The sequence below is a fragment of the Thermodesulfatator indicus DSM 15286 genome (assembly GCF_000217795.1).
GTDB classification, from domain to species: Bacteria; Desulfobacterota; Thermodesulfobacteria; order Thermodesulfobacteriales; family Thermodesulfatatoraceae; genus Thermodesulfatator; species Thermodesulfatator indicus.
On the sequence record NC_015681.1, the window covers coordinates 74285 to 98804 of the forward strand.

At 41.6% G+C, this 24520-nt stretch carries 27 protein-coding genes; 11 read left to right on the forward strand and 16 right to left on the reverse strand.

The window, feature by feature from the left end; all coding sequences use genetic code 11:
• Window positions 1–90: 90 nt before the first annotated feature.
• Window positions 91–813 carry an MgtC/SapB family protein gene (locus THEIN_RS00365; protein ID WP_013906705.1) on the forward strand — a complete coding sequence of 241 codons (723 nt, stop codon included), beginning with the start codon at window positions 91–93 and terminating at the stop codon, window positions 811–813.
• Here the strand turns inward: THEIN_RS00365 and glmM are convergent.
• From glmM to ftsH, 5 genes are read right to left on the reverse strand one after another with little or no spacing between them, the layout of a single operon-like run.
• Window positions 810–2159 carry a phosphoglucosamine mutase gene (gene glmM, locus THEIN_RS00370; RefSeq protein WP_013906706.1) on the reverse strand — a complete coding sequence of 450 codons (1350 nt, stop codon included), beginning with the start codon at window positions 2157–2159 and terminating at the stop codon, window positions 810–812. The genes THEIN_RS00365 and glmM overlap by 4 nt on opposite strands.
• A 25-nt stretch (window positions 2160–2184) precedes the next feature.
• On the reverse strand, window positions 2185–3096 hold the full coding sequence (locus tag THEIN_RS00375; RefSeq protein WP_013906707.1) for a CdaR family protein: 912 nt from the start codon (window positions 3094–3096) through the stop codon (window positions 2185–2187).
• Entirely contained in the window at window positions 3093–3893 is an 801-nt protein-coding gene (gene cdaA / locus THEIN_RS00380) for a diadenylate cyclase CdaA (RefSeq protein WP_013906708.1), read from the reverse strand. The genes THEIN_RS00375 and cdaA overlap by 4 nt, the downstream gene beginning before the upstream one ends.
• On the reverse strand, window positions 3890–4732 hold the full coding sequence (gene folP, locus THEIN_RS00385; RefSeq protein ID WP_013906709.1) for a dihydropteroate synthase: 843 nt from the start codon (window positions 4730–4732) through the stop codon (window positions 3890–3892). The genes cdaA and folP overlap by 4 nt, the downstream gene beginning before the upstream one ends.
• Before the next feature lie 6 nt (window positions 4733–4738).
• The gene (gene ftsH, locus THEIN_RS00390) at window positions 4739–6559 is read right to left on the reverse strand and encodes an ATP-dependent zinc metalloprotease FtsH (RefSeq protein WP_013906710.1); all 1821 of its coding nucleotides are present in this window, start codon (window positions 6557–6559) and stop codon (window positions 4739–4741) included.
• Between the two features lie 174 nt (window positions 6560–6733).
• Here ftsH and THEIN_RS00395 point away from each other — a divergent pair, with 174 nt between their 5' ends.
• The 3 genes from THEIN_RS00395 to THEIN_RS00405 all read left to right on the forward strand — a co-directional run bounded on the left by THEIN_RS00395 (window position 6734) and on the right by THEIN_RS00405 (window position 9038).
• Entirely contained in the window at window positions 6734–7114 is a 381-nt protein-coding gene (locus tag THEIN_RS00395; RefSeq protein ID WP_013906711.1) for a response regulator, read from the forward strand.
• On the forward strand, window positions 7104–7346 hold the full coding sequence (locus tag THEIN_RS00400) for an Lrp/AsnC family transcriptional regulator (RefSeq protein ID WP_013906712.1): 243 nt from the start codon (window positions 7104–7106) through the stop codon (window positions 7344–7346). Before THEIN_RS00395 ends, THEIN_RS00400 begins: the two co-directional genes overlap by 11 nt.
• Window positions 7347–8069: 723 nt before the next feature.
• Window positions 8070–9038 (forward strand): IS110 family RNA-guided transposase, encoded by a 969-nt coding sequence (locus THEIN_RS00405; RefSeq protein ID WP_013906714.1) that lies wholly within the window; start codon window positions 8070–8072, stop codon window positions 9036–9038.
• 120 nt (window positions 9039–9158) lie between these two features.
• Here THEIN_RS00405 and THEIN_RS00410 read toward each other — a convergent pair whose 3' ends face one another.
• The 5 genes from THEIN_RS00410 to THEIN_RS00430 all read right to left on the reverse strand — a co-directional run bounded on the left by THEIN_RS00410 (window position 9159) and on the right by THEIN_RS00430 (window position 12996).
• The gene (locus THEIN_RS00410) at window positions 9159–10367 is read right to left on the reverse strand and encodes a 3-deoxy-D-manno-octulosonic acid transferase (protein ID WP_013906715.1); all 1209 of its coding nucleotides are present in this window, start codon (window positions 10365–10367) and stop codon (window positions 9159–9161) included.
• Window positions 10368–11108: a 23S rRNA (guanosine(2251)-2'-O)-methyltransferase RlmB gene (gene rlmB / locus THEIN_RS00415; RefSeq protein WP_013906716.1), complete on the reverse strand. Its 741-nt coding sequence runs from the start codon at window positions 11106–11108 to the stop codon at window positions 10368–10370.
• A gap of 1 nt (window position 11109) precedes the next feature.
• Window positions 11110–11712 carry a guanylate kinase gene (gene gmk, locus THEIN_RS00420; RefSeq protein WP_013906717.1) on the reverse strand — a complete coding sequence of 201 codons (603 nt, stop codon included), beginning with the start codon at window positions 11710–11712 and terminating at the stop codon, window positions 11110–11112.
• A 2-nt stretch (window positions 11713–11714) separates the two neighbouring features.
• Window positions 11715–12020, reverse strand: a complete 306-nt coding sequence (locus tag THEIN_RS00425) for a DUF370 domain-containing protein (protein ID WP_013906718.1) — start codon at window positions 12018–12020, stop codon at window positions 11715–11717.
• 94 nt (window positions 12021–12114) lie between these two features.
• Complete coding sequence (locus THEIN_RS00430; protein ID WP_013906719.1) at window positions 12115–12996, reverse strand: YicC/YloC family endoribonuclease; 882 nt, start codon at window positions 12994–12996, stop codon at window positions 12115–12117.
• 55 nt (window positions 12997–13051) lie between these two features.
• Between THEIN_RS00430 and THEIN_RS00435 the strand changes: the two genes are divergently transcribed.
• The 6 genes from THEIN_RS00435 to murJ all read left to right on the forward strand — a co-directional run bounded on the left by THEIN_RS00435 (window position 13052) and on the right by murJ (window position 17670).
• Window positions 13052–13612, forward strand: a complete 561-nt coding sequence (locus THEIN_RS00435; protein WP_013906720.1) for a hypothetical protein — start codon at window positions 13052–13054, stop codon at window positions 13610–13612.
• A 19-nt stretch (window positions 13613–13631) separates the two neighbouring features.
• Window positions 13632–14246 (forward strand): peptidoglycan-associated lipoprotein Pal, encoded by a 615-nt coding sequence (gene pal, locus THEIN_RS00440; protein WP_013906721.1) that lies wholly within the window; start codon window positions 13632–13634, stop codon window positions 14244–14246.
• Between the two features lie 19 nt (window positions 14247–14265).
• The gene (locus THEIN_RS00445; RefSeq protein WP_013906722.1) at window positions 14266–14793 is read left to right on the forward strand and encodes an OmpH/Skp family outer membrane protein; all 528 of its coding nucleotides are present in this window, start codon (window positions 14266–14268) and stop codon (window positions 14791–14793) included.
• Window positions 14793–15776 carry a glucokinase gene (glk, locus tag THEIN_RS00450; protein ID WP_013906723.1) on the forward strand — a complete coding sequence of 328 codons (984 nt, stop codon included), beginning with the start codon at window positions 14793–14795 and terminating at the stop codon, window positions 15774–15776. Before THEIN_RS00445 ends, glk begins: the two co-directional genes overlap by 1 nt.
• 42 nt (window positions 15777–15818) lie before the next feature.
• Complete coding sequence (locus THEIN_RS12420) at window positions 15819–15947, forward strand: hypothetical protein (protein WP_281054741.1); 129 nt, start codon at window positions 15819–15821, stop codon at window positions 15945–15947.
• A 151-nt stretch (window positions 15948–16098) separates the two neighbouring features.
• The gene (murJ, locus tag THEIN_RS00460) at window positions 16099–17670 is read left to right on the forward strand and encodes a murein biosynthesis integral membrane protein MurJ (protein WP_013906725.1); all 1572 of its coding nucleotides are present in this window, start codon (window positions 16099–16101) and stop codon (window positions 17668–17670) included.
• On the opposite strand, the gene THEIN_RS00465 is transcribed toward murJ, so the two are convergent.
• From THEIN_RS00465 to THEIN_RS00485, 5 genes are all read right to left on the reverse strand, one after another.
• A complete protein-coding gene (locus tag THEIN_RS00465) occupies window positions 17660–18250 on the reverse strand; it encodes an indolepyruvate oxidoreductase subunit beta (protein ID WP_013906726.1) in 591 nt (196 codons plus the stop codon). The genes murJ and THEIN_RS00465 overlap by 11 nt on opposite strands.
• A gap of 14 nt (window positions 18251–18264) precedes the next feature.
• Window positions 18265–19959, reverse strand: coding sequence for an indolepyruvate ferredoxin oxidoreductase subunit alpha (gene iorA / locus THEIN_RS00470; RefSeq protein WP_013906727.1), 1695 nt, complete (start codon window positions 19957–19959; stop codon window positions 18265–18267).
• A 64-nt stretch (window positions 19960–20023) separates the two neighbouring features.
• Window positions 20024–20467: a hypothetical protein gene (locus THEIN_RS00475; protein ID WP_013906728.1), complete on the reverse strand. Its 444-nt coding sequence runs from the start codon at window positions 20465–20467 to the stop codon at window positions 20024–20026.
• A gap of 9 nt (window positions 20468–20476) precedes the next feature.
• Window positions 20477–20584, reverse strand: a complete 108-nt coding sequence (locus THEIN_RS00480; protein WP_013906729.1) for an RCKP-type rubredoxin-like domain-containing protein — start codon at window positions 20582–20584, stop codon at window positions 20477–20479.
• Between the two features lie 2 nt (window positions 20585–20586).
• Entirely contained in the window at window positions 20587–21003 is a 417-nt protein-coding gene (locus THEIN_RS00485) for a Fur family transcriptional regulator (RefSeq protein WP_013906730.1), read from the reverse strand.
• 341 nt (window positions 21004–21344) lie between these two features.
• Between THEIN_RS00485 and THEIN_RS00495 the strand changes: the two genes are divergently transcribed.
• Window positions 21345–22598 carry an IS110 family RNA-guided transposase gene (locus tag THEIN_RS00495; RefSeq protein WP_013906731.1) on the forward strand — a complete coding sequence of 418 codons (1254 nt, stop codon included), beginning with the start codon at window positions 21345–21347 and terminating at the stop codon, window positions 22596–22598.
• Between the two features lie 325 nt (window positions 22599–22923).
• Here THEIN_RS00495 and THEIN_RS00500 read toward each other — a convergent pair whose 3' ends face one another.
• Window positions 22924–24423: a methyl-accepting chemotaxis protein gene (locus THEIN_RS00500; protein ID WP_013906732.1), complete on the reverse strand. Its 1500-nt coding sequence runs from the start codon at window positions 24421–24423 to the stop codon at window positions 22924–22926.
• Window positions 24424–24520 lie beyond the last annotated feature (97 nt).

Consider the following 24520-nt stretch of genomic DNA (forward strand, 5'->3'; position numbering starts at 1 on the left):
TAACGCTTTGTCGTATAAAAAACGCTCGGATTAATATCAACAACAAATAACATTTGCGACTTTTTCTGTCCCCTATTATGTTACCAAATTATGACAGAATTTTGGCAAATTTTTGACAAAACACTTTTATTTGAAGAGCTGGGAAAGCTTTTACTAGCTGCTACTCTTGGAGCAATTATTGGCTATGAACGTGAAAAACACGGCCAGGCCGCAGGTTTCCGTACTAATATCATTGTGGCTACATCTTCTTGTCTTTTAATGATTCTTTCTTTTCTTATAGTTGAGCGCTTCGGCGGAGAACCTTCCACTATTTCTTTAAGGCTTGATCCAGCACGTATCCCGTCTTATGCCGTAGCCGGAATGGGTTTTTTGGGAGCCGGCGCTATTATCAAAGGAAAAGGTTCTGTCCGAGGACTTACTACCGCTGCTAGCCTCTGGCTAGTTAATGCTATCGGGCTCACCGTAGGCGCTGGTGCCTATTTGCTGGCTATAATTACTACTGTAATAAGTATTATCTTTCTTTATGTATTTCGTTTGATTTTTAGGCCTTCTTTTGTAAGGGAAACTTATCGAATTTTAACTATTACCTGCACTTGCCCTGTTGAACAATTGGAAAAAATTAAAGCTATTCTAGTAAATTATAATGTCGAAATACAAAACGCTGATTTTTTCTATGATATAGAAAAAACCATTTATACCATTAAACTTCGCCTACGCATGACTGACGATATCTCGGTTGAAAAGCTAGTAGAAAATATCTTAGTTCTTGAAAACATAAAAAGTATTATCTGGGAAGAGGCTCCCGTACCCTAAGAAAGCTTGGCCTTTATGTGCGCTGCCAGCTCTTCAGCATAGATTTTTATCTTTTCTTCGTCTAACCCCTCTACCATCACCCGATATTTAGGCTCAGTTCCAGATGGTCTTATAAGAACGCGACCTTCTTCACCCAGTTCTTTTTCTATCTTAACTATCAGCTCATTGAGACCGGGAATTTCGTCTTTTGGTACCCGTTCCCTTACTTTAACATTTACTAAAATTTGCGGATACTTTTCTACCAGATTAGCAAGCTCTGAAAGGGGTTTTCCTGCCTTTTTCATAATAGACAGTACCTGAAGAGCAGCAAGAATTCCGTCTCCGGTAGTAGAGTGGTCTAGAAAAATAATATGACCGGATTGTTCACCTCCCAGGTTATAACCTTTACTCCTCATGGCTTCTACTACAAAGCGGTCTCCTACCTTCGTACGGAGAAGACGCAAGCCCATTTTTTCTAAAGCCTTCTCAAGACCCATATTACTCATTACGGTAGCTACTACCGCATCTCCCTTAAGCCTTCCTTCTTTTTTCATCTCTAGGGCGCAAAGGGCAAGGATTTGGTCTCCGTCAATTATGTTTCCTTTTTCATCAACCACAATCAACCGATCAGCATCCCCATCAAGGGCAAGCCCCAAGTGAGCGTTATTATCTCTCACTAGGCGGGAAAGGTTTTCAGGGCAAAGGGCACCACAGTTTTCATTTATATTAAGTCCGTTTGGGGAAACGCCTATTTTTACGACCTCAGCACCCAGTTCTTCAAAAACAGAAGGAGCTACTTTATAAGCAGCACCATTAGCGCAATCAAGGACAATCTTTATACCTTCTAAATTTTCTTCACGGGGAAATGTGTTTTTTAAGTGCACAATATAGCGGCCAGGAGCATCTTCAATGCGGTAAGCCTTTCCGATTTCTTCATTCTCTACTCTAAAAGAAGCAATAGTATCGTTTAACACCATGTCTTCTATTTTTTCTTCGAGTTCGTCAGAAAGTTTAAAACCATCTGAACCAAAAATCTTAATACCGTTGTCATAATAAGGATTATGGGAAGCAGAGATAACAATTCCGGCATCGCAGCGCATATCTACCGTGAGGAAGGCAATAGCTGGGGTAGGCAAAGGGCCTACAAAAATAGCCTCAGCCCCCATAGAACACAGCCCCGAAGCAATAGCTGTTTCTAAAAGATAGCCAGAAAGACGAGTATCTTTACCTATCAAAATTTTTTGCCGACCATGATGGTTTTTGAAGATATACCCCACGGCTCGGCCTACTTGCAAAGCCACTTCAGGAGTCATAGGCCACTTGTTTGCCTTTCCACGTATTCCATCTGTCCCGAAAAGTCTTCCCATATCTTCCACCATCCCGGGTAAAAATTTATTCAATGATAACTTCTATTTTGCGTGGTTCAATTTTTAATAGTTTAACTTTCGGTGGCAATATTATTTTTACTTCGACTACATGTTTACCTTTTTCTAGATTTTTAACATCAACTATCGCTTTTATTTTCTTTTCAGCAGTAAAGGCCCCAATGACATTCTCAGGTCCTTGGAGAATTATGTTAACTTTACTGGGGGTTACTTTTACAGGTCCTTTTTTATTTCCTACAACCCTTATAGGAAAATCTTTTAACTCTCGGGTAACAATTTTTTCTACTATTTTTACGATTACTTCAACTGTTTTACGGTCAGTTTTTATCAATGGTGGCAAGTCCAATAAAACTTCTCGATGGATTTCGCCGGTTAAACTTGAAATATCAACAGGTTTAGTAGGTATTTCTCTAATACGAAAAACAAGCGACCGAGGACCTCTAATTTTTATCTTAGAGGGCGAAACTTCTATCTTTTCTATCTTCCAGCCAGGCGGAGGAGCCCCATAAATTACAGGCTTAACTTTAACGGTTCTTTTGGCCTCTTTTTCTAAAACAACTTCCACTTGACTAGGACTAATCTCTTTAACACTTAAGCCAGCTGGCAAATTTAATTTAGAGGGCCTTATTCTTATAATATGACGGCCAGCTTCAAAGTTTTTGAGATTTAAAGTAATAACTAACGGATTTTTCTCAAGATTTCTTAAAATACTCCTGGGGCCTGAGACTTTTACATAGATAAACGCAGGAGGTTCTTTTACCAGCACCAGGCCTTGGGGAATATTAACGAGTTTGAGTTGGGCTGTAATTTCTTTGTCAACCTTGTCTTCAAGAACAACAAAAAACCACAGAAGAATGGCGAAAGCGAGAGAAAGAATTTTTAAAAAGAGATTTTGACTAAAAAATCTGAACGGGTTCATTTAAAAATCTTTCTCCGCCACCATTTATTTTGACCTGATTCAAAACCAAGCAGGTTTAGCAAAAGCTGTCTCAAGTTAGAAGGCTGAATATCTCTATTTATCTTGCCCCCAAGAGCTACTGAAATGCTTCCTGTCTCTTCGGAAACTACAATAGCCACTGCATCACTAACTTCAGAAATACCTATAGCCGCCCTATGTCTGGTCCCCAGACGACGACTAATTTTAGGATTAGTAGACAAAGGTAAAATAGCTCCAGCCACTGCTATTCGGCCTTCTCTAATAATAACAGCTCCGTCATGGAGGGGAGAATTTTTCTGAAAAATCGATATTAAAAGATCTCTAGTAACTCTGGCCTCAATAGGGGTTCCACTTTCAATAAACTCCCCAAGCCCGGTATTCCTTTCTATAACTATTAATGCCCCAATTTTTTTTTCAGAAAGAGTGGCTACTGCCTTTACTATTTCTTCAATAATTTGGCTATATTCGGTCCGAGCTTTAATAAACGGTGTCTGCCCCATCTGGATAAGGGCCCGTCTAATATCGTCCTGAAAAACTATAATCACTACCAAAAAAATCGAAGAAAGAAACGTTCCTAAAAGCCAGTGAAGAGTGAGCAACTGGAGATTGGCGGCCACAAAATACATCATCACCAACATGGCCAGCCCAGCTGCCATTTGAATAGCTCGAGTTCCACGGATCAACAAAAGAATACGGTAAAAAAGATAAGCTACAATGAGTATGTCAACGATGTCTTGCCAGCGGAGGAGATGATAATACTGCCTGAGGAGGTCTTTCACCTAACCTCCCTTATGGCTTCAATAACTTTAATAACATCGCGAGCCATGGCTACGTTGTGAACTCTTATTAAATCCACTTTCTTTAAAGAGAGATAAGCAACTGTAGCCATGGTGCCGGCATCTCTTTCTCGGGCCTCTTTGTTTACTATATGACCAATAAATGATTTTCTTGAAGGTCCTATTAGGATGGGTAGTCTATATTTTTTAAAAAAGTCTATTTCTTTGATGATTTTTAAATTATCTTCAAACCTTTTACCAAAGCCCAAACCAGGATCAATTATAATTTTTTCCCGCGCGATACCAGCTCCTTCGGCAAAAGCCACCCTTTCCTCAAAAAAGGAGCTGATTTCCGAAAGGACGTCTTCATAATATGGATCAAGCTGCATAGTCTGGGGGTTCCCCTTCATATGCATAAGAATTACCGGCACCCCGTTTTTGGCCACTACTTCGGCCATACGAGGATCAAAACGTAGAGCACTAATGTCATTAACTACATCCGCGCCAGCTTTAAGGGCTTTTTCGGCTACTCCGGCCTTATATGTGTCAATAGAAATAGGAATATCCCAATATTTCCTAATAGCCTCGATTATCGGGATAGTTCTCTTGATCTCTTCTTCTTCAGGAACTGGCTTAGCAAAAGGTCTAGTAGATTCGCCGCCAATATCAATTATATCAACTCCAGCCTCTATCATTTCTTCGGCCCGCTTAAGGGCTTGTTTGGGATTTAAGTAGAGCCCCCCATCAGAAAAGGAATCCGGGGTAACGTTCAAAACACCTACCAAATAAGTTTTTTTACCCCATTCAAAAACCTTGTTTCTAACTTTAAGAGGCTTAAGCATTAGTAGTTAGGCTGCCCCTTCAGCCGGTCTTTCCTGAGAAAGACCGAGAATATTATCAATGTCTTTGGCATCAAGAGTTTCTTTTTCAAGCAAGGCGTTTGCCAGACGATGAAGCAACTCAATGTTATCTTCCAGCAATTTTTTGGCCTTGTTATAGCAAGAAAGTACTATCTCTCGAATTTCATTATCAATAGCCAGAGCTGTAGCCTCACTATAATTTTTAATCTGAGAAAGCTCTTTACCTAAAAAGACGGGCTCATGACGCTGGCCAAAGGCTACAGGGCCAAGTTTTTCACTCATCCCCCACTCACAAACCATGCGGCGGGCAATTTCGGTAGCTCTCTCGATATCGTTTCCAGCCCCGGTAGTAAACTCATTAAAAATCAACTCTTCGGCAGCTCTACCACCTAAAAGGACCATCAACCTTTTGAGAAGATAGTCCTTAGAATAAGTATGCCTCTCATCTAAGGGAAGTTGCTGGGTTATCCCTAGCGCCTGGCCGCGAGGGATGATACTTACTTTGTGAACAGGATCAGTCCCCGGCAAAAGTTTGGCCACCATGGTGTGTCCAGCCTCATGATAAGCAGTGATTCTCTTTTCTTCATCACTTATAACAGCAGTTTTTCGCTCACGCCCCATAAGAAGTTTGTCTTTAGCCTCTTCGAAGTCTTCCATGGTGACTTTATCCTTTCCCTTGCGTGCGGCAATAAGAGCAGCTTCGTTTACCAGGTTCTGAAGGTCTGCTCCAGTAAAACCAGGTGTTCCCTTAGCAATGATTTCGAGATTTACATCATCACCTAATGGCACTTTTTTGGTGTGGACTTTAAGTATCTTTTCTCTTCCTTTTACGTCTGGAGGTGGCACAACCACTTGGCGATCAAAGCGCCCAGGCCTTAAAAGAGCAGGGTCTAAAATGTCGGGTCGGTTAGTAGCCGCCACCACAATAATGCCTTCATTACCTTCAAACCCGTCCATCTCTACTAAAAGCTGGTTTAAAGTCTGCTCACGTTCATCATGGCCACCACCAAGGCCTGCTCCACGATGACGACCAACAGCGTCTATCTCGTCTATAAAGATGATACACGGGGCATTTTTCTTAGCCTGGGTAAAAAGGTCTCTAACACGGGCAGCGCCAACTCCCACAAACATTTCCACAAAGTCTGAGCCGCTGATACTAAAGAAAGGCACTCCCGCTTCACCAGCGATAGCTTTGGCCAAAAGGGTTTTACCTGTTCCTGGAGGGCCTACCAGAAGGACTCCTTTGGGAATTCGACCACCAAGCTTGGTAAACTTGTGAGGATCCTTCAAAAATTCGATAACTTCTGCAAGTTCTTCTTTAGCTTCATCAACACCAGCCACATCATCAAAGGTAACTTTCACCTCTTCGCCAGAAACCATACGAGCCCGACTTCTACCAAAAGAAAAAGCTCGGCCACTTCCTGCCTGCATTTGGCGCATGAAAAATATCCATACCCCCACTAACAAGAGCATAGGTAGCCAGGAAATAAGAAAAGAAAGATACCACGGGTTTTTGTCTTCAGGTTTTACATTTATACGCACCCCTGCTTTGCGTAACATAGGGATTAATTCCGTTTCGCCATCGGGAACATAGGTTACAAAAGTCTCTTTTTTGTCAGCTACGACCCCGTGGATCTCTTTCCCTTTAATAGTAACTTCTGTTATCTGTCCTTTTTGGACCATAGAGATAAAATCAGTATAGGATATCTCCGTAGCCCTTTTATGAGGAGTACTAACAAAATTGAAAAGGAGTATCATGGCCAGGGCGATCAATAGCCAAATTGTCAGATTACGATAAAAGCTTCGCAATTCTTTCACCTCTAAATTTTTTGAATGAAATTTTTTTAAATTTTAAATCTTTATGAACATTTTGCAATTGGGGAATCGTTATCAATACTTTTATCGGAAAAATAATATAATTTTTTCATGATTGCACAATTAAATATATTTTGCTAAAACCAATTTGAGAACAAGGAGAAGGCCATGCCTAGAAAAATTTTACTAATAGAAGATGACGACAACCTAAGGAGTCAACTGGCAGAATATTTATCCTTAAAGGGCGGCTTCCAGGTCGAAGAAGCCGAAGACGGCTTAAAGGGCTTAGAAAAGCTAAAAAAAGAACCCTTTGATCTGGTAATCACCGATATAACCATGCCATATATTAGCGGGATCGGTATTATAACCGTCTTAAAAAGAGAAAATCCTGATATCCCAGTAGTAGCCATAACTGGTTATGGGGCTGAAGTAGAAAGTCTCGCCCAGGAAAAAGAAGCTGACGCTGTACTTCCCAAACCCATCGAAACTGAAAAGATGATAAAACTCCTCGAGGAGCTCCTCTCAAAAGGAGGCAAAGATGGCTCTTAAAGCTTATATTCTGATAAACACCCAAATAGGTAAAACTTCTGAAGTAGCTGAAACGCTTAAAAATATGCCAGAAGTAAAGAGATTAGACATTATTATGGGCCCTTATGATATAATTGCGGAAGTAGAAACCAAAGATCACGACGAACTCTCTGACATGGTAATCAGAAAATTACAGAGAATCGATTATATCCAACACACTATGACCTGCCCGGTTATAAAAGTTGAAAGCTAAATTGTTGAGTGGGTGAGTGGTTAAGTGGGTGAGTGGTTGAGTAGTTAAAAGCTCATATTTAAATTTTCATTCAGTTAACAAGAGACCTTAGCAAAATCTTTTATTTAGAGACTGCTTCGTCGGCCCTGCGGGCCTCCTCGCAGTGACGAGCGAGGGGTTGCTCCTCGCCGTGACAGTAGGGACCGTCTCCTCGCCGTGACAGTAGGGGGAGTGCTCCTTGCAGTGACGGGCTGGTTGATGGCTGGTGGTGCTAAAGACTGCTCGCTGCGCTCGCAGTGACACCAGAAGTGAGTCATTGCGAGGGGCGAAGCCCCGAAGCAATCTCTCGTAAGCAGGACAAGCCACCCTCTATCATCGCGAGGCGATGTAGTCGCCGTGACGATCTCGGAGATTCCCTTTGCTACGCTCGGGACAGGAGCTCGCAGTGACACCGGGAGAGAGTCATTGTATGGTTTTAATTTAACCCTGTCATTGTATGGTTTTAAGTAAAGGGCAAAAGCATTAAAGTAAAAAAAGTTGGTAGGGAGGGACAGGCTGTTGAGTCATGGAACGTTTGCTTTTTAGCAAACTGTTCGATCGCAAGATTAGCCGTCCTTCCCTGTGTTTGAACAGTATCCGGGACGTTTCCAATTACGGAAACTGTCCGTATACAAGGCTAAACCTGGAAGGACCTCCCTACCAACAATCTTTATTTTATCTCAAAGAAAGGAGAATTGAAGACCTATGAAAAATTTATCTTTTCTTGGGGTGGATGTGGCCAAGGATACATTGGTTATTTTTGATGGCCAGAAGGTTTACGAGTTTCAAAATGAAAGGGGTTTAAAGAAATTTAAGAGGAAGTTTTTTAAGAAGAAAGAAGACAGGAAGAAAAGGGTGGTGATATACGAGCCCACAGGGCCATATTCGGCATTTCTGGAGGAGTTCTGTGCTACGAATATGATAAAAGTAGTATCCCTTAACCCCAGAAAAGTCCCCCGTTTAAGAGAAGTATTAGGTCATAGAGCAAAAACAGATAATCTTGATGCGAAACTGTTATACGAATATCACAAGATAGTTAGCGAAGAAGAGATCAAAGAAATAGAATATAACGAAAATTTAGAGAAATTATCTTTATTGTTAAGTGAGTATCAATTATATCAAAATATAGAAAACAAGTTATCTAATTTTCTAGAGTATTTAGATAGAGTACCAGTAGATAGTAAAGAAAGCAAAAAACACATACAGAAAAACTTAGAAGAAACAAGGCAGAGGCTTCAGAAGATAAAGAAAGAGATGGAGGAATTAGTAAATAAAGATGACGACATAAACAGAGGGGTTAGAGAAATAGAGAAAGTTAAAGGAATAGGGAAGATGATAGCGACATATTGTTACATCTTTTTTCGGAAGAGGCGGATAAGAAACCGGCGGGAGGTAGTAGCTCTAGCAGGATTGGACCCGGAAGTAAAGGAATCTGGTAAGAGGAAGCTGGTAACTAGGATAAGCAAGAAAGGGGATAATAGGTTAAGGAGTTTGCTTTTTATGGGGGCGCTTAGTGCCATAAGATGTAAAGAAGGGGGACTAAAAGAGTATTACGAAAGTTTGATAAAGAGAGGAAAACCGAAGAAAGTGGCCATAATAGCCTGTGCCAGAAAATTATTGATATTTGCTTTCTATAATTACAAAAAATGGCAAATGGAAGCTCAAAGTGCTTGACAAAAACCACAGTATCTTGCGAGCTCCTGTCCCCTCCCTGAGCAATTCGTTACCGCAAAAGTCCTCTGGCTAACGTTCGGACAAGCAAAACAATGTTTATTTTATAGTTTATTTTATAGTTTATTTTATAAAAATCTCTTCTAAGAGAGAGACGTACCTTGTGGTTGCCCCTAAAAACTTTTTAAAACTTTCAAAGGCAGCCTCACCGGTTTTTTGGGTTAGTTTTTCGTCAGTAAAAAACCCCTTTATAGCCTGGGCTAATTCATCTGGTGTTTTAACTATCTGCGCCCCGCCAGCTGTAACTAAGGCCTTGGCCTCATAAGAAAAGTTTTCCATATAAGGACCAAAGAGTACAGGTTTTTTAAAAACCGCTGGTTCAAAGGGATTTTGCCCGCCCTTAGGACAAAGGCTTCCTCCCACAAAAGCAGCTTTAGAAAGGGCGTAAATGCCAAAAAGTGGGCCTATTTCATCAACTATCGTTACCAAAGAGTCATTTACTGGCTTGCTATAAAGCCTAAAAGAAAGTCCCCTTTGGCTTAACTCATTTTTTATCCCGGGAATAAACGTAAGATGCCGTGGCACCAAAATGAAATGCACCTTAGGCAAAGTTTTTTGTAATAAAGAAAGAACTTCTCCTATGATTTTCTCTTCTCCTTTACGGATACTTCCAAACACAAAAAGAGGTTTTTGTGGGAGCCTGGATACTATTTTTTTCAGGTCCAGCTTTTTATGCCTTTCCCAAAGGAGGTCGTATTTGGCATTTCCTTCTATAGAAACCTTTTCAGGAGGAGCTCCTAAGGCAAGATATCTTTCCTTTTCCTCTGGCCCAATAACAGCAATATGTTCAAACTTAAAAAAAAGTTCCTTAAGAAGGGGCCTAATAAGCTTATATTTTTTAAAACTGCGGGATGAAAGCCTACCATTCAATATAAGTAGTTTGGTTCCGCTGGCATGGGCTTCACAAATTAAGTTTGGCCAGAGTTCGGTTTCTACTATGGCAAAAACTTTAGGGCTTACTGAAAGTAGTGCTTTTTTAACAAAGCTTGGAGTATCAAAAGGAGCCCAAGAAATGAAAACCGGAAAGTCTTCCAATAAATCTTTGGCTTTTTTAATACCAGTGGAAGTATGAAGAGTTAATAAGATTTTTACCTCAGGATGATATCTTAAAAAGTTTGAAATGATACTTGCGGCCACATTGGCCTCACCGACAGAAGCCGCATGGATCCAGATATCTGCTTTAGGGAGTTCTCCTTTTCGTTCTTTGGGTATGCCTTTAGCTAGAAAAAAAGGTGTCAGTAACTGCCCTATTAACCGGTAAGCCTTAAGCATTTACGAATGATAACGCTGCCTTTGGGTTTCAAAAAGGGCAATTGCTCCAGCTACCGCTGCGTTAAGCGAATCTATCGGCCCGCGCATGGGAATAGAAGCCAGAAAATCACATTTTTCCTTAATAGAAGGACGAAGACCCTTTTCCTCGCTTCCCACTACCCAGACTAGTGGAAGCTTGAGGTCTAATTGGTAAATAGTATTTTTGGTCCTGGCCTCAAGGCCAGCTATCCAAAAATTTCTTTCTTTTAATTCTTCTAAAGTGCGGCCTAGGTTTTTGGCCTGGTGCACTAAAAGATGAGAAATGGCCCCAGCGGAAGCTTTTACCACTGTGCCTGTAATACCTGCGGCTCTTCTTTCGGGAATGATTAAGCCGTGAGCCCCAGCAGCTACAGCACTTCTTATCAAAGAACCAAGGTTTTGGGGATCTGTTAGCCCATCTACAGCCACTATTAAACCAAGTTCTTGGCTTTTTTTAGCTTTTTCAAGAATATCTTCAAGATCAACATAGTCAAAATCTTTTACTACAGCAACAACACCTTGAGTTTTAACCTCCGGAGGCAATCCTAAGCCTGTTAGTTCCTTTTTGATTTTTACGGAAATGTCCTTCTTACGCGCCCTTTCTACTATTTGATAAACCCGCCCCTTTAGCTCCTTTTTTTGGATATAAATCTCTTTTATTTTGGAAGGGTTAGTGCGAAGGAGTTCAAGAACAGGATTTATTCCCCAAATAACTTCTGGCATTTTAAAAAAACCTCATAATAAGGTCACTTCGGCGGAACGTGCGCTGTCTTTCTGCCTTCAAAATAGAATACAACCTATCGAGAGCCTCTTCTAAAACATCATTAACGATCAAATAGTCAAAGGCCTGGGCCTTGGCTATTTCTTCTTTGGCCACTGAAAGCCTGAGCTCAAGTTCTTTAGGGTCTTCAGTGCCTCGTTTTTTAAGTCGCTTTTCAAGTTCTTCAAAAGAGGGTGGTAAAATAAAGACTAAAACAGCTTCTCTACCGAGCTTTTCTCTAACCTGAAAAGCCCCTTGAACATCTATGTCAAGCAAAACATCTTTCCCTGAAGAGATAGCCTCTTTTACCTGTTCAAGGGAGGTGCCATAGAAGTTTCCGTGTACCTCAGCCCACTCGAGAAAGGCACCTTCATTTATCATCTTTTTAAAAGTCTCTTTATCTACAAAAAAATAATCAACACCATTTCTTTCATTAGGGCGAGGTGATCTGGTGGTGTAAGAGACTGAAAAAGAAATCTCTGAGTCAAGAGAAAGTAAACGGCGACAAAGGGTAGTTTTGCCGGCCCCAGAAGGGGCCGAGACTACTAAGACCAAACCTTTTCTCATAATTATTTGCCGGAATTTTTGCTTTCACATTCTTCTTCGTCATCATGGCCAGCCTTGAGAAGATCAGAGGCAAGACGCTGAGAAATGGTTTCCGCCTGAATGGCTGAAAGGATAACATGGTTGCTGTCAGTAATAATGATAGAACGGGTTCTGCGACCCTGGGTAGCATCAATAAGACGCTTTGACTCACGGGCTTCTTCACGAAGCCTTTTCATTGGAGCAGAATTTGGATTCACAATAGCAATAATACGTTCAGCCACCACCGAGTTACCAAAGCCGATGTTTAAAAGACGACACTTGCAGCTCATAACTAATCCTCCAAAATTTTCTAAATTTCGCCAAAGATGTTAATCAAAACGCCAATAAATGTCAATATATGAAAAATTTACTTGTTTTCTAAAGTTATTCAATATTTTGAATTTGTTCCCTCATCTTCTCTAAGGTACATTTGACCTCTACAGCCAACTGGGAAATTTCGGCATTAGCGGCCTTATTGGAAAGGGTATTTATTTCACGAAACATCTCCTGAATCAAAAAATCAAGTTTGCGGCCATGAGGCCCTGGCTCTTCTATTGCCTTTTCAAACTGTCCTATATGACTTTTAAGACGATCTAGTTCTTCGGTAAAATCTGTCCTATCAGCAAGTATTACCACTTCTTGATGAAGACGTAAGGGGTCAAGTTCTTTATCTGATAAAAGTTTTTTTATGCGGTCTTCAAGACGTTTTTTAGCCGTTAAAAAAGCGCTTTCTCGTCTTTTTTCTATTTCTTCCACCAAAAGCTTAAGCTTTGAAAGCTGGTCTCTAAGAACTCCTTCCAAAAACTTCCCCTCTTCTTCCCTCATGGTGGCCAGATGGTCAAGGGCCTCGATTAAAGCCGGAGATAATTCCTCCCAAAGGGCCTCAAGGTCTTCTTCTGCTTCTACAGCCTGAAAAACTTCGCGCATACGAAGCAAATCTTTAATTTCAATGTCTCCGGCCAAGCCTAGAACCACTTTTAAATACCTCAGACTTTCGACATACTGGCGCGCGAGAGTCTCATTGAAACTCAAACTTTGGGCCGTGGGAGGACTTCCCACGAGCTGGACGTAAATATCAAATCTTCCCCGCGAGAATCTTTCTCGGAGGGTTCTTCTTATCCTTTCTTCAAGGACCTGATAACGCCTAGGAAGTCTTACTACTATTTCTAGAAATCTGTGATTTACACTTTTTATCTCTACCCGGAGCGACCAGGTATCTCTAACTTCCTCGGCTCGGCCAAAGCCGGTCATACTTTTTAAACTCATTAAATTCCTCCTTTTGTCTCTTTTAGGCCTCCAATTTTAATGGTAAATAAGCACTATGCGATATCTCCGTGCTAAAAGACCTGACCCTACACGTCTTATAGAAGAAAAAATAGAAACTGCCAAAGAAATTTTTATCATCTGGGGAGACGATTTACGCCAGGATCCTGAAATCGCTCCCCTTCTTTCTCCATACGTAAAAGCCATAGAGGCTTCCAATCAGGCTATGGAAGAGGCTGGCACTTTCCATGAATGTTATGTTTGTACGGTCATTGACGGCAAAGGCTGCTGCAAAATAGGCCTAGAAAACGAGTGTACAGTTTTAATTTTGCTTTTAAACTTACTTTTAGGGCAAAAATTCCCTGAGGAAAGAGAAGTCCCTGGCAGGTGTTTTTTTGTAGGGCCAAGGGGGTGTAAAATTTTAGCTCGCCCTATGCTTTGTAGGGATTATTTTTGTTTAAGACATTTAAATATGCTTTCTGATAAAGAAATGGCCCACATTACCCAGGTTTTAAATGATGAACTAACTTTATTGCATAGATTGACTTCTCTTATGCGCCAAAGGCTTGAAGAGTGGACAGGAAAATTTTTGTTAGAATATGACCTTACCGGTTATTAAACATAAGAAAGGAGGCTTTATGAAAAAACTTAATTTGTTGTTAATTTTGATGGTAGGATTGTTTGTTGTCTCTTGTGCCAAAAAAGAAATACCAACTGGAGTAGAAGAAGCACCTCCACCTGCAGTAAAAAAAGAATCTGCTCCGCAGACAAAGCCGGCCGAAGAAGCCAAAGTTCCCTCTCAAGAAACTCCTAAGCTTTCAGAACCCCCTATATTTGAAGAAGTAGGCCTTGAACCCCAAAATCCGGAATGGATAGACGCCCACCGTGAAGAACTTTTACTTTATGGCCGCAGCACCAGACCTTTTAAGGCCATCTTTTTTGACTTTGATTCCTATTATATTCGTGATGACATGAAAGATCGTTTGCAAGAGAACGCCCGGTTTCTCTTAGAAAATCCAGAAATAAAAGTAGAACTTCAGGGCAACTGTGACGAACGCGGCTCAAGCGAATATAACTTGGCTCTTGGAGAAAAAAGGGCCCTTGCCGTGAAACGCTATCTTATAAACCTGGGTGTTTCTCCAGAAAGGCTTATCACCGTAAGTTTTGGCGAAGAGCGGCCTCTTGATCCCAGGCATAACGAAGAGGCATGGGCGCTTAACCGCCGAGTTGACTTTGTGGTAATCAAAAAATAACCAACAATAAGGAGGTTTTATGAAAAGGCTGGCAATTTTAATAGTTTTTGGGATTTTACTTTTGAGTACAAATAGCTGGGCCACTGAAGCCAAAATTGGCGTGGTTGATATCCAGACAGTAGTCAGAAACTCTCAGGCCGGGCAAGAGGCTCTTAAAAAACTTCAGGCCAAGTTTGAAACTTTAAAAGCCAAACTCCAAAAAAAAGAAAGCGAATTACGTAAATTTAAAACAGAACTTGAAAAGAAAGCGCCTCTCCTCTCCCCAGAGGCACGCAAAGAAAAAGAACGGGAATACCAAAAAATGCTAAGAGAATATCAGGCCGCCAGAGAAGATGCCCAGTTTGAAATGAAGCAAGAAGAAGAAAAGGCCTTAAAACCCATAATGCAGGATTTAGATAAAATAATAAAAGACATGGCTAAAAAAGAAGGTTACGACCTTATCCTTGAAAAAAGGATGCCCGGGCTTTATTGGGCTTCAGAAAAAATAGACATTACCAAACATTTGATTGAACTTTACAACAAGTACTGGACCACCAAGAAAAAGTAATGATTTTAGCAGGAGACATAGGCGGGACTAAGGCCCTACTGGCCATCTACGAAACAACTGGTCCCGCCAGGCCCAAAAAATTACGTCTCCTTTATACAAAAAATTTTTCAAGTATTACTGAGCTCTTAAAAACCTACGTTTCAGAGTTCTCATTTAAGCCTAAGTATCTCGCTTTAGCTGTAGCTGGCCCGGTAATCAAAGGCTGGGTAAATATGGTAAACGTGGGCTGGCGCTTCTCAGCCAATCAACTGGCTAAAAAGTTCGGTTGTTCAGAGGTTTTTCTTTTGAATGACCTTGAGGCCATGGCCTATTCACTTCCTTTTATTTCTAGAAAACACTTATACTCAATAAAAGCCGGGCACCAGGATAAAAAAGGAAATATAGCAGTCATCGCTGCTGGCACCGGCCTTGGCGAAGCTCTATTAATAAGGAAAGAAGATTCAATTTTTCCTGTAGCCACCGAAGGTGGGCACGCTGATTTTGCTCCGTGGGACGAACTTACCTACCGTTTGCATGCTTATCTTGCTAAAAAATTTGGTCACGTGAGCTGGGAAAGGGTAGTCTCCGGCCCAGGAATTGAAAACATATACTTTTTTCTCTGCCAAGAAAAAGGCATTACTCCTCGTCTATCTTCTGCTAAAGAAATAGGCCCAGCAGGCTTAGAAGCTAAAGATCCTCTAGCAGAAAAGACCCTGGAAATATTTTTTTACGCTTACGGTGCTGAAGCCGGAAATCTGGCCTTAAAAAGTCTGGCTACTGGCGGAGTTTTTATAGGAGGCGGGATTGCCCCAAAACTTTTTCCCTTTTTTGAAAGGGGAATTTTTCAAAAGGCTTTTTTAGCTAAAGGAAGACACCAAGAATTACTAGAAGGAATGCCCATCTGGCTGGTGAAACACCCTTATCCCGCCTTACAAGGAGCAGCCCTATTTGCCCGTCACCGATTGGCAAAAGGTCAAAGGAAAGAGCATGAATTTTCTAGCTAGCATCCTTTTATGGTTAGCCTATCTCCTTTTGGCCGCTCACTTTTGGCGACACGCCCAGATAGAATTAGCCTTGATCCTGGCCGTTTTACCCTCTTTATTAGTACTAAAAAGATGGCCAATCAGACTAATTCTAAGCCTGGGACTTCTGGCCGGATTGGGGCTTTGGGTTAAGACATTTTATTATTTAAAGAATTTTTACGCAGTGCATAATATTCCTTTTTTAAAAGCTGGTTTTATTTTGGGAGGGGTGGTTGTTTTAACTTTATTAGCATCGCTGTTTAATTTATACCAGGCTCTTAAGTCCAGATCTTCTCAATCCTAGATGTCTCAAGAACAAAAAGCCTTTAAAAAAATAGCCTCTGGAGCCCGAGCAGTAACCATTGCGGTATTGTTAAGCCGCCTCTTGGGTCTTATCCGCGAACAGGTACTAGCAGGTTTTTTTGGTGCCGGGCTCCAGATGGACGCCTACGTAGTGGCCTACCGGATACCCAATCTTTTAAGGGATCTCCTGGCTGAAGGAGCCCTGGCTACGGCTTTTGTTACGGTCTTCACCCAACACAAAGAGAAATATGGTCTCGAGAAGACCTGGCGTCTGGCCGGCAAGGCTTTAGGCACAGTATTAGTCCTGGTAATATTTCTTGTCCTTTTGGGAGAGCTGTTTGCTCCCTATTTGGTTGGTCTTCTTGCCCCGGGATTTAAGGTCAACCCCGAAAAACTCCAACTTGCCACTTTTCTTACTCGCATCATGTTCCCTTTCCTGGCTTTAATAAGTACTTCAGCGGTAATAGCTGGTATGCTAAACTCCCTTGGCACTTTCTTTTTACCAGCGGCTTCCTCAGCAGTCTTCAACCTAATTTCCATATTAACAGGGGTCTCTCTCTATTTTGTCTTTGTAAAAGCAGGGGTTACTCCTATAACCGCTATGGCAATTGGTGTAATAGCTGGGGGCATAGCCCAGGTAGGCATTCAAACACCGGCTATCTGGAAAAAGGGGTTTCGTTTCAAACTCTCCTTCGCTCCAAAAGACCCTTATGTAAAAGAAATTTTTAAGCTAATGGCTCCGGCAGTGATTGGGCTATCAGCGGTACAATTAAATATTTTTATCAACACTTATTTTGCCTCTCTTTGTGAGGAAGGTTCCCTTTCCTGGCTTTCGTATGCCTTTAGGCTAATGTATGTGCCTCTAGGGCTTTTTGGAGTAGCACTCGCTACAGCTATTCTTCCGGTGGTTTCAGCTCAAGCGGCTCGTAAAGATTTTTTCAGCCTTCGTTCTACTTACGCCTCTGCAATACTTATGGCCCAAGCCCTAGCCCTTCCTTCAGCCGTTGGGCTAATTATTCTAGCCAAACCTATTGTGAGGATAATTTTTGAAAGGGGTCAGTTTGGCCCGGCTGATACCATAGCCACGGCTACGGCCCTTTCTTTATTTTCTATTTCGCTTCCTGCTTATGCCCTTACCAAAGTCACCGCGCCTGTTTTTTATGCGCTTCACAAGCCAAAGATACCTATGCTTTCAAGTTTTCTCTCAGTAGCTGTTAACCTTCTTACAGTTACCACTTTGGTCAAAACTTGGGGCTTCAAAGCTGTAGCCTTGGGAATGAGTCTCGGTATCGTGGCCCAGGCCATCTTTCAAGTAGTTGTTCTTACCAAAAAGCTTGAGGGAATAGAATTTACTAAAGTAGTAAGTGGTTTAGCCCGTATTTTATTGGCTACTTTTGGGCTAGGGCTTATCGCTTTCTATGGGGACAAATATTTAAAAAGCTTTTCTGGCCTTGATTTTACTTTTGGTCTCCTGGGCCTGATAGTTTTTTGTGCCGTTTTTTATTTTGGACTGATAAGGCTAATAGGCCCGAGAGAAGGTCTCTATCTCTTTCGCTTTCGCACTAAGAAGTGACCGCCTGATAACCCAGATCAAAGGCCTTAAGGTTAGGCTCTAAAAATTGAGGTTTAACTGCCTTTTTTATGGCCTCAATCATATCTTCGTTATCAAAAGGCAAAATACCTGTTCCTATTAAAGCCCCAAGGGTAACTACGTTTAAAGCACGACTGGTACCTGCCTCTTTAGCCAGTTTTTCGCCAGGGAAAAGATATACCTTTTCAAAGGCCCTTTTTAATTTTTCAAAAAGAGGAGAGAGCTCTGGATATTCTGCCAGGCCGTCTTTTACTATTTGAGGAACAACTGGATCTGTACTCGAGATGATAACCGTATTTTTACTAGCTCGAGGAAGAGCCCTCAACGTCTCTACTGGTTCAAGGCCTACTAATACATCGGCCTCTCCTTTAGCAATAAGAGGACTTTTTATCCCACCTAAAACAATATTGGTCTCAACCACGCCGCCTCGCTGGGCCATACCGTGAACCTCAGACATGGTCACAGGAATATCAGCTCTAAGGCAGGCTTCCCCCAAAATTTTAGAGAAAAGAAGTATGCCTTGCCCTCCTACGCCTACCGTTAAAATGCGAAGTTTCTTCATAAGTCCTCCCGCAACTACTTTTTCTTAGCCAAGCGGGCCCGGTAAAGCACACAAGGGGCCTTGGCAATAATCACCGAAAGTTCATTTTTTTCAAGTATAGGGCGCACTGCCTCTTTGGCCTTTTCTTTTTGATACGGGTTTATAGTGACTACATTCTTAACTCCTAAGGCTCTCACTACTTCTTCAATATCTATTCTAGGACGGTCCTCAAGGACTTTGGGACGTAATTCCTGAGAAGGAACCGGCTGATGACCAGTCATAGCTGTGGTCTCGTTATCAAGAACAACTAAAGTAAATTTGTGTTTATTGAAAACAGCGCTGGCTAAGGGTGAAAGCCCCGCATGGAAAAAGGTAGAATCACCTATAAAAGAGACTATACGGTGGTCAGTAGCTACAGAAAAACCACAAGGAGCCCCTACACTTGAACCCATGCAAATGAGATAATCAGCCATTTGAATGGGAGGCAAAATCCCCAGGGTGTAACAGCCGATATCTGTAGGAAAGATAGTATTTTCAAGGATGCCTAGTTCTTTTAAAACATCTTTAATAACGTTGTAAGTCTCACGGTGAGGGCAGCCAGGGCAAAGAGTGGGAGGTCTTGGCGGAAGCTCCGGCACCCAGGAAATATCAGGTGTTTCAGGCTTAGGCAAGTCAAGAGAAAAAGCTCTAGCTATGGCCAGTTTGACCTGGCCAGGATCAAACTCAAGATACCTGGGAAGATGCCCGGTATGTTTGCCTAAGATAGCAACCTTTATACCCTCTTCCTGAGCCACTACTTTGACGGCTTCTTCAAGATAAGGTTCAAGTTCTTCTACCACTAAAACTTTTTCCACTTGCTTCAAGAAGTCTGCTATCAGCTTGACTGGCCAAGGGTGTGTAAAACCAAGGTTTAATACTTTGATTTGTTCAAAGAGATTGAGGTCTTGAAAAGCGTCTTCAACATAGTTGGCGGCAACACTACTGGTGATTATACCCAGAGGACCTTTTCCGTAGGTACGATTCCAGGAAGAAGACTCTGCCAGCCTTTGAGCTTCTTTCATCTTCTCAAGGAGCACCTGGTGCCTAACTCTTGCTACCGCAGGGATAGGCACCCAGCGATGTGTATCTTTTTCAAACTTACCTTTGATAGGCTGGTCATAAGAAGGCAGTGTTCCTACTTCTACAACCCCTCGCGCGTGAGAAACCCTAGTAGTAGTGCGCAAAAGCACGGGAAGCTCAAGCTTTTCTGAAAGCTCAAAGGCAAAGCGTGTCATCTGATAGGCTTCTTCAGGGGTAGCTGGCTCAAGCAAAGGAAGGCCTGATAGCCTGGCGTAATAGCGGCTGTCCTGCTCATTTTGGCTTGAGTGACAGGAAGGATCATCTGCCACCACAATGACCATACCACCGCGCACACCGATATAGGCAAGGGTCATTAACGGATCAGAGGCCACGTTCAACCCTACATGTTTCATACAGGTAAGGCTTCTTAAACCGGTAGCAGCTGCAGCAGCCGCTACTTCCATGGCCACTTTCTCATTAGTAGAAAATTCGAAGTAAAGACCAGGAAGTTCATGCTGGATCTGAAACAGATTGTTACCTATCTCAGAAGAAGGAGTCCCAGGATAAGCGGCTCCTACTCTAAGACCCGCTTCTAAGGCTCCTCTGGCAATAGCTTCATTCCCTAATAACAAAAGTTTTTGACCGGCTCTCGCCTCTATTAATGGATGCATAGAAGACCTCCCGCCACTGGTTAGAAAGGTATTACCTGTTAAGGAGAAAAATATCAAGCTAATTTCAGATAAATCTGGCCTTGCGCCAGCCTTCTTCCTTAAGACGGGCCATGCGGGCGTTGGCCCAATTTCTAAGTTCTTTAAAGTACCTTTGAGGGTCTTCTTTAAGAATGGCCACAATGGCTTCTTTTTCTTCTTTGATATCTTCTAATTCTCCTGGATAAAGCTCTTTCCAGGTGGCATAACCCTCGTCAAAAAGAAAAGCAGGCGTTACCTCCTCGGCAGAAATACCAAGCTTGGCTAGCGCCATAAAACGGGCAAGATCCATGTCATACTCTATAAGCCAGCCGTTATCCAAGATCATAGTGGTCTCGTCAAACTCCACTTTAGAAGAACAAAGCGGGCAATAGAGGCCCAAAATTACTTCTTGGGGCATGATATTATCTCTCATATTAAAACTGGCCTCTTTTTGCCCGCATTTACAGCGTATTTTAAGTTCTATACACATAAAAATCCTCTAGCTTTCTTTTTTCATGGTACCCTGTTCACCACATTTAGGGCATTTACGCGGTTTACAACGGCCTTCTTTAGTGGCTCCACACTTTTCACAACGGAAAACCGCCATAACTACACCTCCTTTCTTTTGCAATCTGCACAAATACCACGGAAAATGATCTCACATTCTCTTATCTCAAATTGCTTTTGATATTCCTCAGGAAGATTTATCTGAAAATCTTCAAAAATATCATAGACTTGATGGCATCTTTCACAAATAAAATGATGGTGAGGAGAAGGGTTCGGATCAAAACGTTTTTTACCCGGTTCTATGCTCAGCTCTCGTATCAAACCCTTTTCTTTTAAGGCTTCTAAGGTGTTATAAACCGTGGCAAAAGACATGCTGGGGAACTTTCCCTCCACGTGACGATAAATATCTTCAGCCGAAGGATGAGAGGTATTACCGTCTAAAAATTCTAAAATGGCCAAACGCTGCGGAGTCATCTTAAGCCCTAACTTACGATAGTATTCAATCTTTTCTTTGGTCACCGCTATCACCTCATAAAAATTTTTTGTTTAGATCGTTTATAAATTAATAAAAAATTTGTTTTTTGCAAGTTTGTTACACAAATTTTATGAGCGGCTAAAAATAAAAATCACTGATTATGATATTTTGAATATTTAAATTATTATTTTTTTAGTTTTTGCATCATATTTCGGCAGAAATAAAATTTAAATTCCCTCTGAATACTACAACCGTATTTACGGTGGTTGTTAATATTAACCTCCATGCCCCAAAGGGGCACAACGAAGGCATGAAAACATTGAAAAGAGAGGAGCCATGGATATTTTGTTGCTTCAAAAAGTCTTTAAAAAGGAGGTATATACCCATGGCTCCTGAAAAAGAAAATAACCAGGTTTTAAGAATTATTCATCCCATTTGTTGTGGCCTTGACGTTCATAAGCGTTTCGTCTCAGCATGTATCCTAAAGACTCTTCCTGATGGTTCTATAGAAGTCGAAGTTCGAGAATTTGAAACTTTTACCGACGATCTTATAGCCCTGAGAGAATGGCTGATCGAAAAAGATTGTCCCATTGTAGCCATGGAAAGCACAGGTGTTTACTGGCAGCCTATACACAATATTTTAGAAGGCTATGTGGAAGTGATCTTAGTCAATGCCAGGCATATCAAAAATGTCCCTGGACGAAAGACGGATGTCTCAGACAGCCGCTGGTTAGCAGAATTACTTCGTGTAGGTCTGCTACGGGCAAGTTATATTCCCCCAAAACAAGTTCGTTTCTGGAGAGAGCTAGTACGACTTAGACAGAAACATGTCAAAACGCTTGCTGATTATAAGAAAAGAGTTCAAAAGCTTTTTGAATCAGCAAATATTAAGCTAGACAATGTAGTTTCAGATTTGTTTGGGGAAACAGGTCGTCAAATCATGAGATTACTTTTAGAGACCCCCAAGCCTAGCCTTGAAGAAGTTAGGGCTTGTGCTAAAGGGAAACTTAAGAAGAAAGTAGAAGAGCTCTATCGCTCTATTTGTGGCTTTTTCGAAGAGCATCATCGTTTTCTTTTGCATTCGCTCTTAAGTATAATAGAGACTCTGGAAAAAGAGATAGGGATTATGGATATAAGGATCAAGGAAGTAATGAGACACCATGAAGATTTAATAGAGAGATTAAAAGGGATACCAGGAGTAAGTGAAGTTTCAGCGCGAGCTATTTTGGCAGAAGTAGGGCCGGATCTGAGAAGTTTTCCAAATGAGAGGGCGCTAGCCAGTTGGGCAGGAGTTTGTCCAGGGAATAACGAAAGTGGAGGAAAGAGGATTAGCGGCAAGAGCCCGGTAAAGAAACATCCTTTAAGAAGCGTTTTGATAGAGGTGTCTTGGGCGGCCACGAGGAAGAAAGGGACATATTATGCGGCAAAATATAGGCAACTTCGTGCTCGTCGAGGGCCTAAGAAAGCCATAGGGGCCATAGCGCATAAGATATTGAAAGCGGTGTATTTTATCATCAAAGAGGGTCAGGAATACAGGGAATTAGGGGCAAATCATCTGAAGCAGATAAATAGGGAGAGATTATTGACAAAAATAAAAGAAGAAGCAGAAAGACTTGGGTATAAAGTGGTAGCGGCATAAAACAGCGAGGTAAGGTCGTAGCCCCCACTGAAGCCAAAGAGCGCGATATTAACCTGACCGACCACCAGCAGGCACAACAAATTGTAGGCTTTGACCACGCACAGGAATCTCTCTTGAACTAGAGTTGGTGGTTATTGGTCGATGTTTTCACAGGAATGGGGTCACTAAATAGGCGACAATTGAGTCATTGTGTGGCGGGGCCTTATATGCCCACTACCTATACAAGCCTGGTTGTAGTATTAAGCGGGATCCCTATCGCCAGGCGCCGGTGGCGCCGTGGCTATCTACTCTCTGTTTTTTTAATTTTGCAAAAGTCTCAATTAAATTAAACTTTAAAGTTAGAAGCTAGTTCTTTAAGACGATTAGCTAAGGCTATCATTTCTTGAGAAAGTTCTCGACTTTTATTGCCCTTTTCTGCCGTATCTTTAATAGCCCGTGACATTTTTTCTATTTTTTCTCTTATTTGCTCTGCACTTTCAGCAGACATATTGGCCGCCTGGCTTATCTCTCCCATCATGGCAGTCTGTTCTTCTACAGCACTGGCTATCATATTTGATATATCATTTATTCGACTTATAACTTCAGTAATCTCTTGGATAGCTTTTACTGAAGCGCGAGCATCTGTCTGAATGGCTTGAATTTTTCTGGATATCTTTTCTGTAGCTTTAGTAGTTTGCCGTGAAAGCTCTTTTACCTCACCAGCTACTACGGCAAAGCCTTTACCAGCCTCTCCAGCCCGGGCTGCCTCAATCGTGGCGTTTAAGGCTAAAAGGTTAGTTTGTTCGGCAATACTCTGGATAAGACTTATAACCTCTCCTATTTCTTCAGAAGAAACACCTAGTTTATTAACTATATCGTTAGTTTCCTTGGCCTTAGTCTCTGCCTCACTGGCAATACGGGCTGCCTCAGAAGTATTGCGAGAGATCTCGGTGATGGCTTCTACCATCTGCTCAGAAGCCGCAGAAACTGCTCGCACACTATTATTTATAGCCTTTTCTGCCTCTTTTACTTCCTCTCCTTCTTGGGCCAATCTTACGGCCTTTTCGGCTACTTCTTCTCCGGCTCGGTAAATTTCTTGAGAAGACGAATATACTTGATCTGAAGACGTAACAACGTTTCTCAAGGTCTCTCTCAAACGTTCGGTCATTTCTTCAAGGGCGGCTAGTAATCTTCCTATTTCGTCTTTACTAGTTTTGGGAAACTTAACGGTAAAATCCCCTTCTGCTACCCTCATAACTAAAGCTACAGCCTTATCAATGGGAGCAATAATCTTGGTCCTTGCCATCCACCAGATAGCGGCCAGTAAAAACATGGTAAAACTCAATATGGCTATCTGATAAATCTTTAATCTATTGAGGTTACTGATAGCCTTTTCTTCAAATTTTTTGGTTAGGGTATTGGCCAAAGAAAGAATTTTTAAATTGTGATCAAGGAGATAATTAAGGTCTGTTTTATTACCGGTAATAAGATAACGATCAAAAGCTTTTTTGAAATCTTGCCAACAAGAGTGAAGGTCTTCCCAAGCCGCCAATATTTTAGGATCAGTAATAGGCTCCAAGCCTTTGTTTCTATCTCCGTTTTTAAGAATTTGGAGACTATTTTCAAAGAGATTGGCTGTGTTCCTAGCTGATGCAAAATCTTTAGATAAAATTTCTTTGGTCATTTTTTGCACCAGCATCCTTTGGCGCCCAGCAAGGTTAATATACTGGGCATCTCCAGCATTTTTTTGTAAAACCATAAATACCATGCCGGCATTTAGGATACTCAATAGGAACATTACAAGAATGATGGCCTGGATACGAGCCTTAATAGTGTCAAACTTCATACCCGACCTCCTTATCTATTTTTATATTTTTTCGACGAGAAGAGATTTTTCTTTAATCATTTGTGATGAACTCAAATCTCTTCAACGCTTCACCCTT

Bases quoted from the DNA above. Each gene is read 5' to 3' on its own strand.
- glk (WP_013906723.1), top strand. From the start codon at position 14,793: ATGATTTTAGCAGGAGACATAGGCGGGACTAAGGCCCTACTGGCCATC.
- THEIN_RS00400 (WP_013906712.1), top strand. From the start codon at position 7,104: ATGGCTCTTAAAGCTTATATTCTGATAAACACCCAAATAGGTAAAACT.
- gmk (WP_013906717.1), bottom strand. From the start codon at position 11,712: ATGAGAAAAGGTTTGGTCTTAGTAGTCTCGGCCCCTTCTGGGGCCGGC.
- pal (WP_013906721.1), top strand. From the start codon at position 13,632: ATGAAAAAACTTAATTTGTTGTTAATTTTGATGGTAGGATTGTTTGTT.
- glmM (WP_013906706.1), bottom strand. From the start codon at position 2,159: ATGGGAAGACTTTTCGGGACAGATGGAATACGTGGAAAGGCAAACAAG.
- THEIN_RS00430 (WP_013906719.1), bottom strand. From the start codon at position 12,996: ATGAGTTTAAAAAGTATGACCGGCTTTGGCCGAGCCGAGGAAGTTAGA.
- iorA (WP_013906727.1), bottom strand. From the start codon at position 19,959: ATGCATCCATTAATAGAGGCGAGAGCCGGTCAAAAACTTTTGTTATTA.
- folP (WP_013906709.1), bottom strand. From the start codon at position 4,732: ATGCTTAAGCCTCTTAAAGTTAGAAACAAGGTTTTTGAATGGGGTAAA.
- THEIN_RS00365 (WP_013906705.1), top strand. From the start codon at position 91: ATGACAGAATTTTGGCAAATTTTTGACAAAACACTTTTATTTGAAGAG.
- THEIN_RS00395 (WP_013906711.1), top strand. From the start codon at position 6,734: ATGCCTAGAAAAATTTTACTAATAGAAGATGACGACAACCTAAGGAGT.
- THEIN_RS00445 (WP_013906722.1), top strand. From the start codon at position 14,266: ATGAAAAGGCTGGCAATTTTAATAGTTTTTGGGATTTTACTTTTGAGT.
- THEIN_RS00410 (WP_013906715.1), bottom strand. From the start codon at position 10,367: ATGCTTAAGGCTTACCGGTTAATAGGGCAGTTACTGACACCTTTTTTT.
- THEIN_RS00425 (WP_013906718.1), bottom strand. From the start codon at position 12,020: ATGAGCTGCAAGTGTCGTCTTTTAAACATCGGCTTTGGTAACTCGGTG.
- THEIN_RS00495 (WP_013906731.1), top strand. From the start codon at position 21,345: ATGGCTCCTGAAAAAGAAAATAACCAGGTTTTAAGAATTATTCATCCC.
- murJ (WP_013906725.1), top strand. From the start codon at position 16,099: ATGTCTCAAGAACAAAAAGCCTTTAAAAAAATAGCCTCTGGAGCCCGA.
- THEIN_RS00405 (WP_013906714.1), top strand. From the start codon at position 8,070: ATGAAAAATTTATCTTTTCTTGGGGTGGATGTGGCCAAGGATACATTG.
- rlmB (WP_013906716.1), bottom strand. From the start codon at position 11,108: ATGCCAGAAGTTATTTGGGGAATAAATCCTGTTCTTGAACTCCTTCGC.
- THEIN_RS00375 (WP_013906707.1), bottom strand. From the start codon at position 3,096: ATGAACCCGTTCAGATTTTTTAGTCAAAATCTCTTTTTAAAAATTCTT.
- THEIN_RS00480 (WP_013906729.1), bottom strand. From the start codon at position 20,584: ATGGCGGTTTTCCGTTGTGAAAAGTGTGGAGCCACTAAAGAAGGCCGT.
- THEIN_RS00500 (WP_013906732.1), bottom strand. From the start codon at position 24,423: ATGAAGTTTGACACTATTAAGGCTCGTATCCAGGCCATCATTCTTGTA.
- THEIN_RS00435 (WP_013906720.1), top strand. From the start codon at position 13,052: ATGCGATATCTCCGTGCTAAAAGACCTGACCCTACACGTCTTATAGAA.
- THEIN_RS00465 (WP_013906726.1), bottom strand. From the start codon at position 18,250: ATGAAGAAACTTCGCATTTTAACGGTAGGCGTAGGAGGGCAAGGCATA.
- THEIN_RS00475 (WP_013906728.1), bottom strand. From the start codon at position 20,467: ATGTGTATAGAACTTAAAATACGCTGTAAATGCGGGCAAAAAGAGGCC.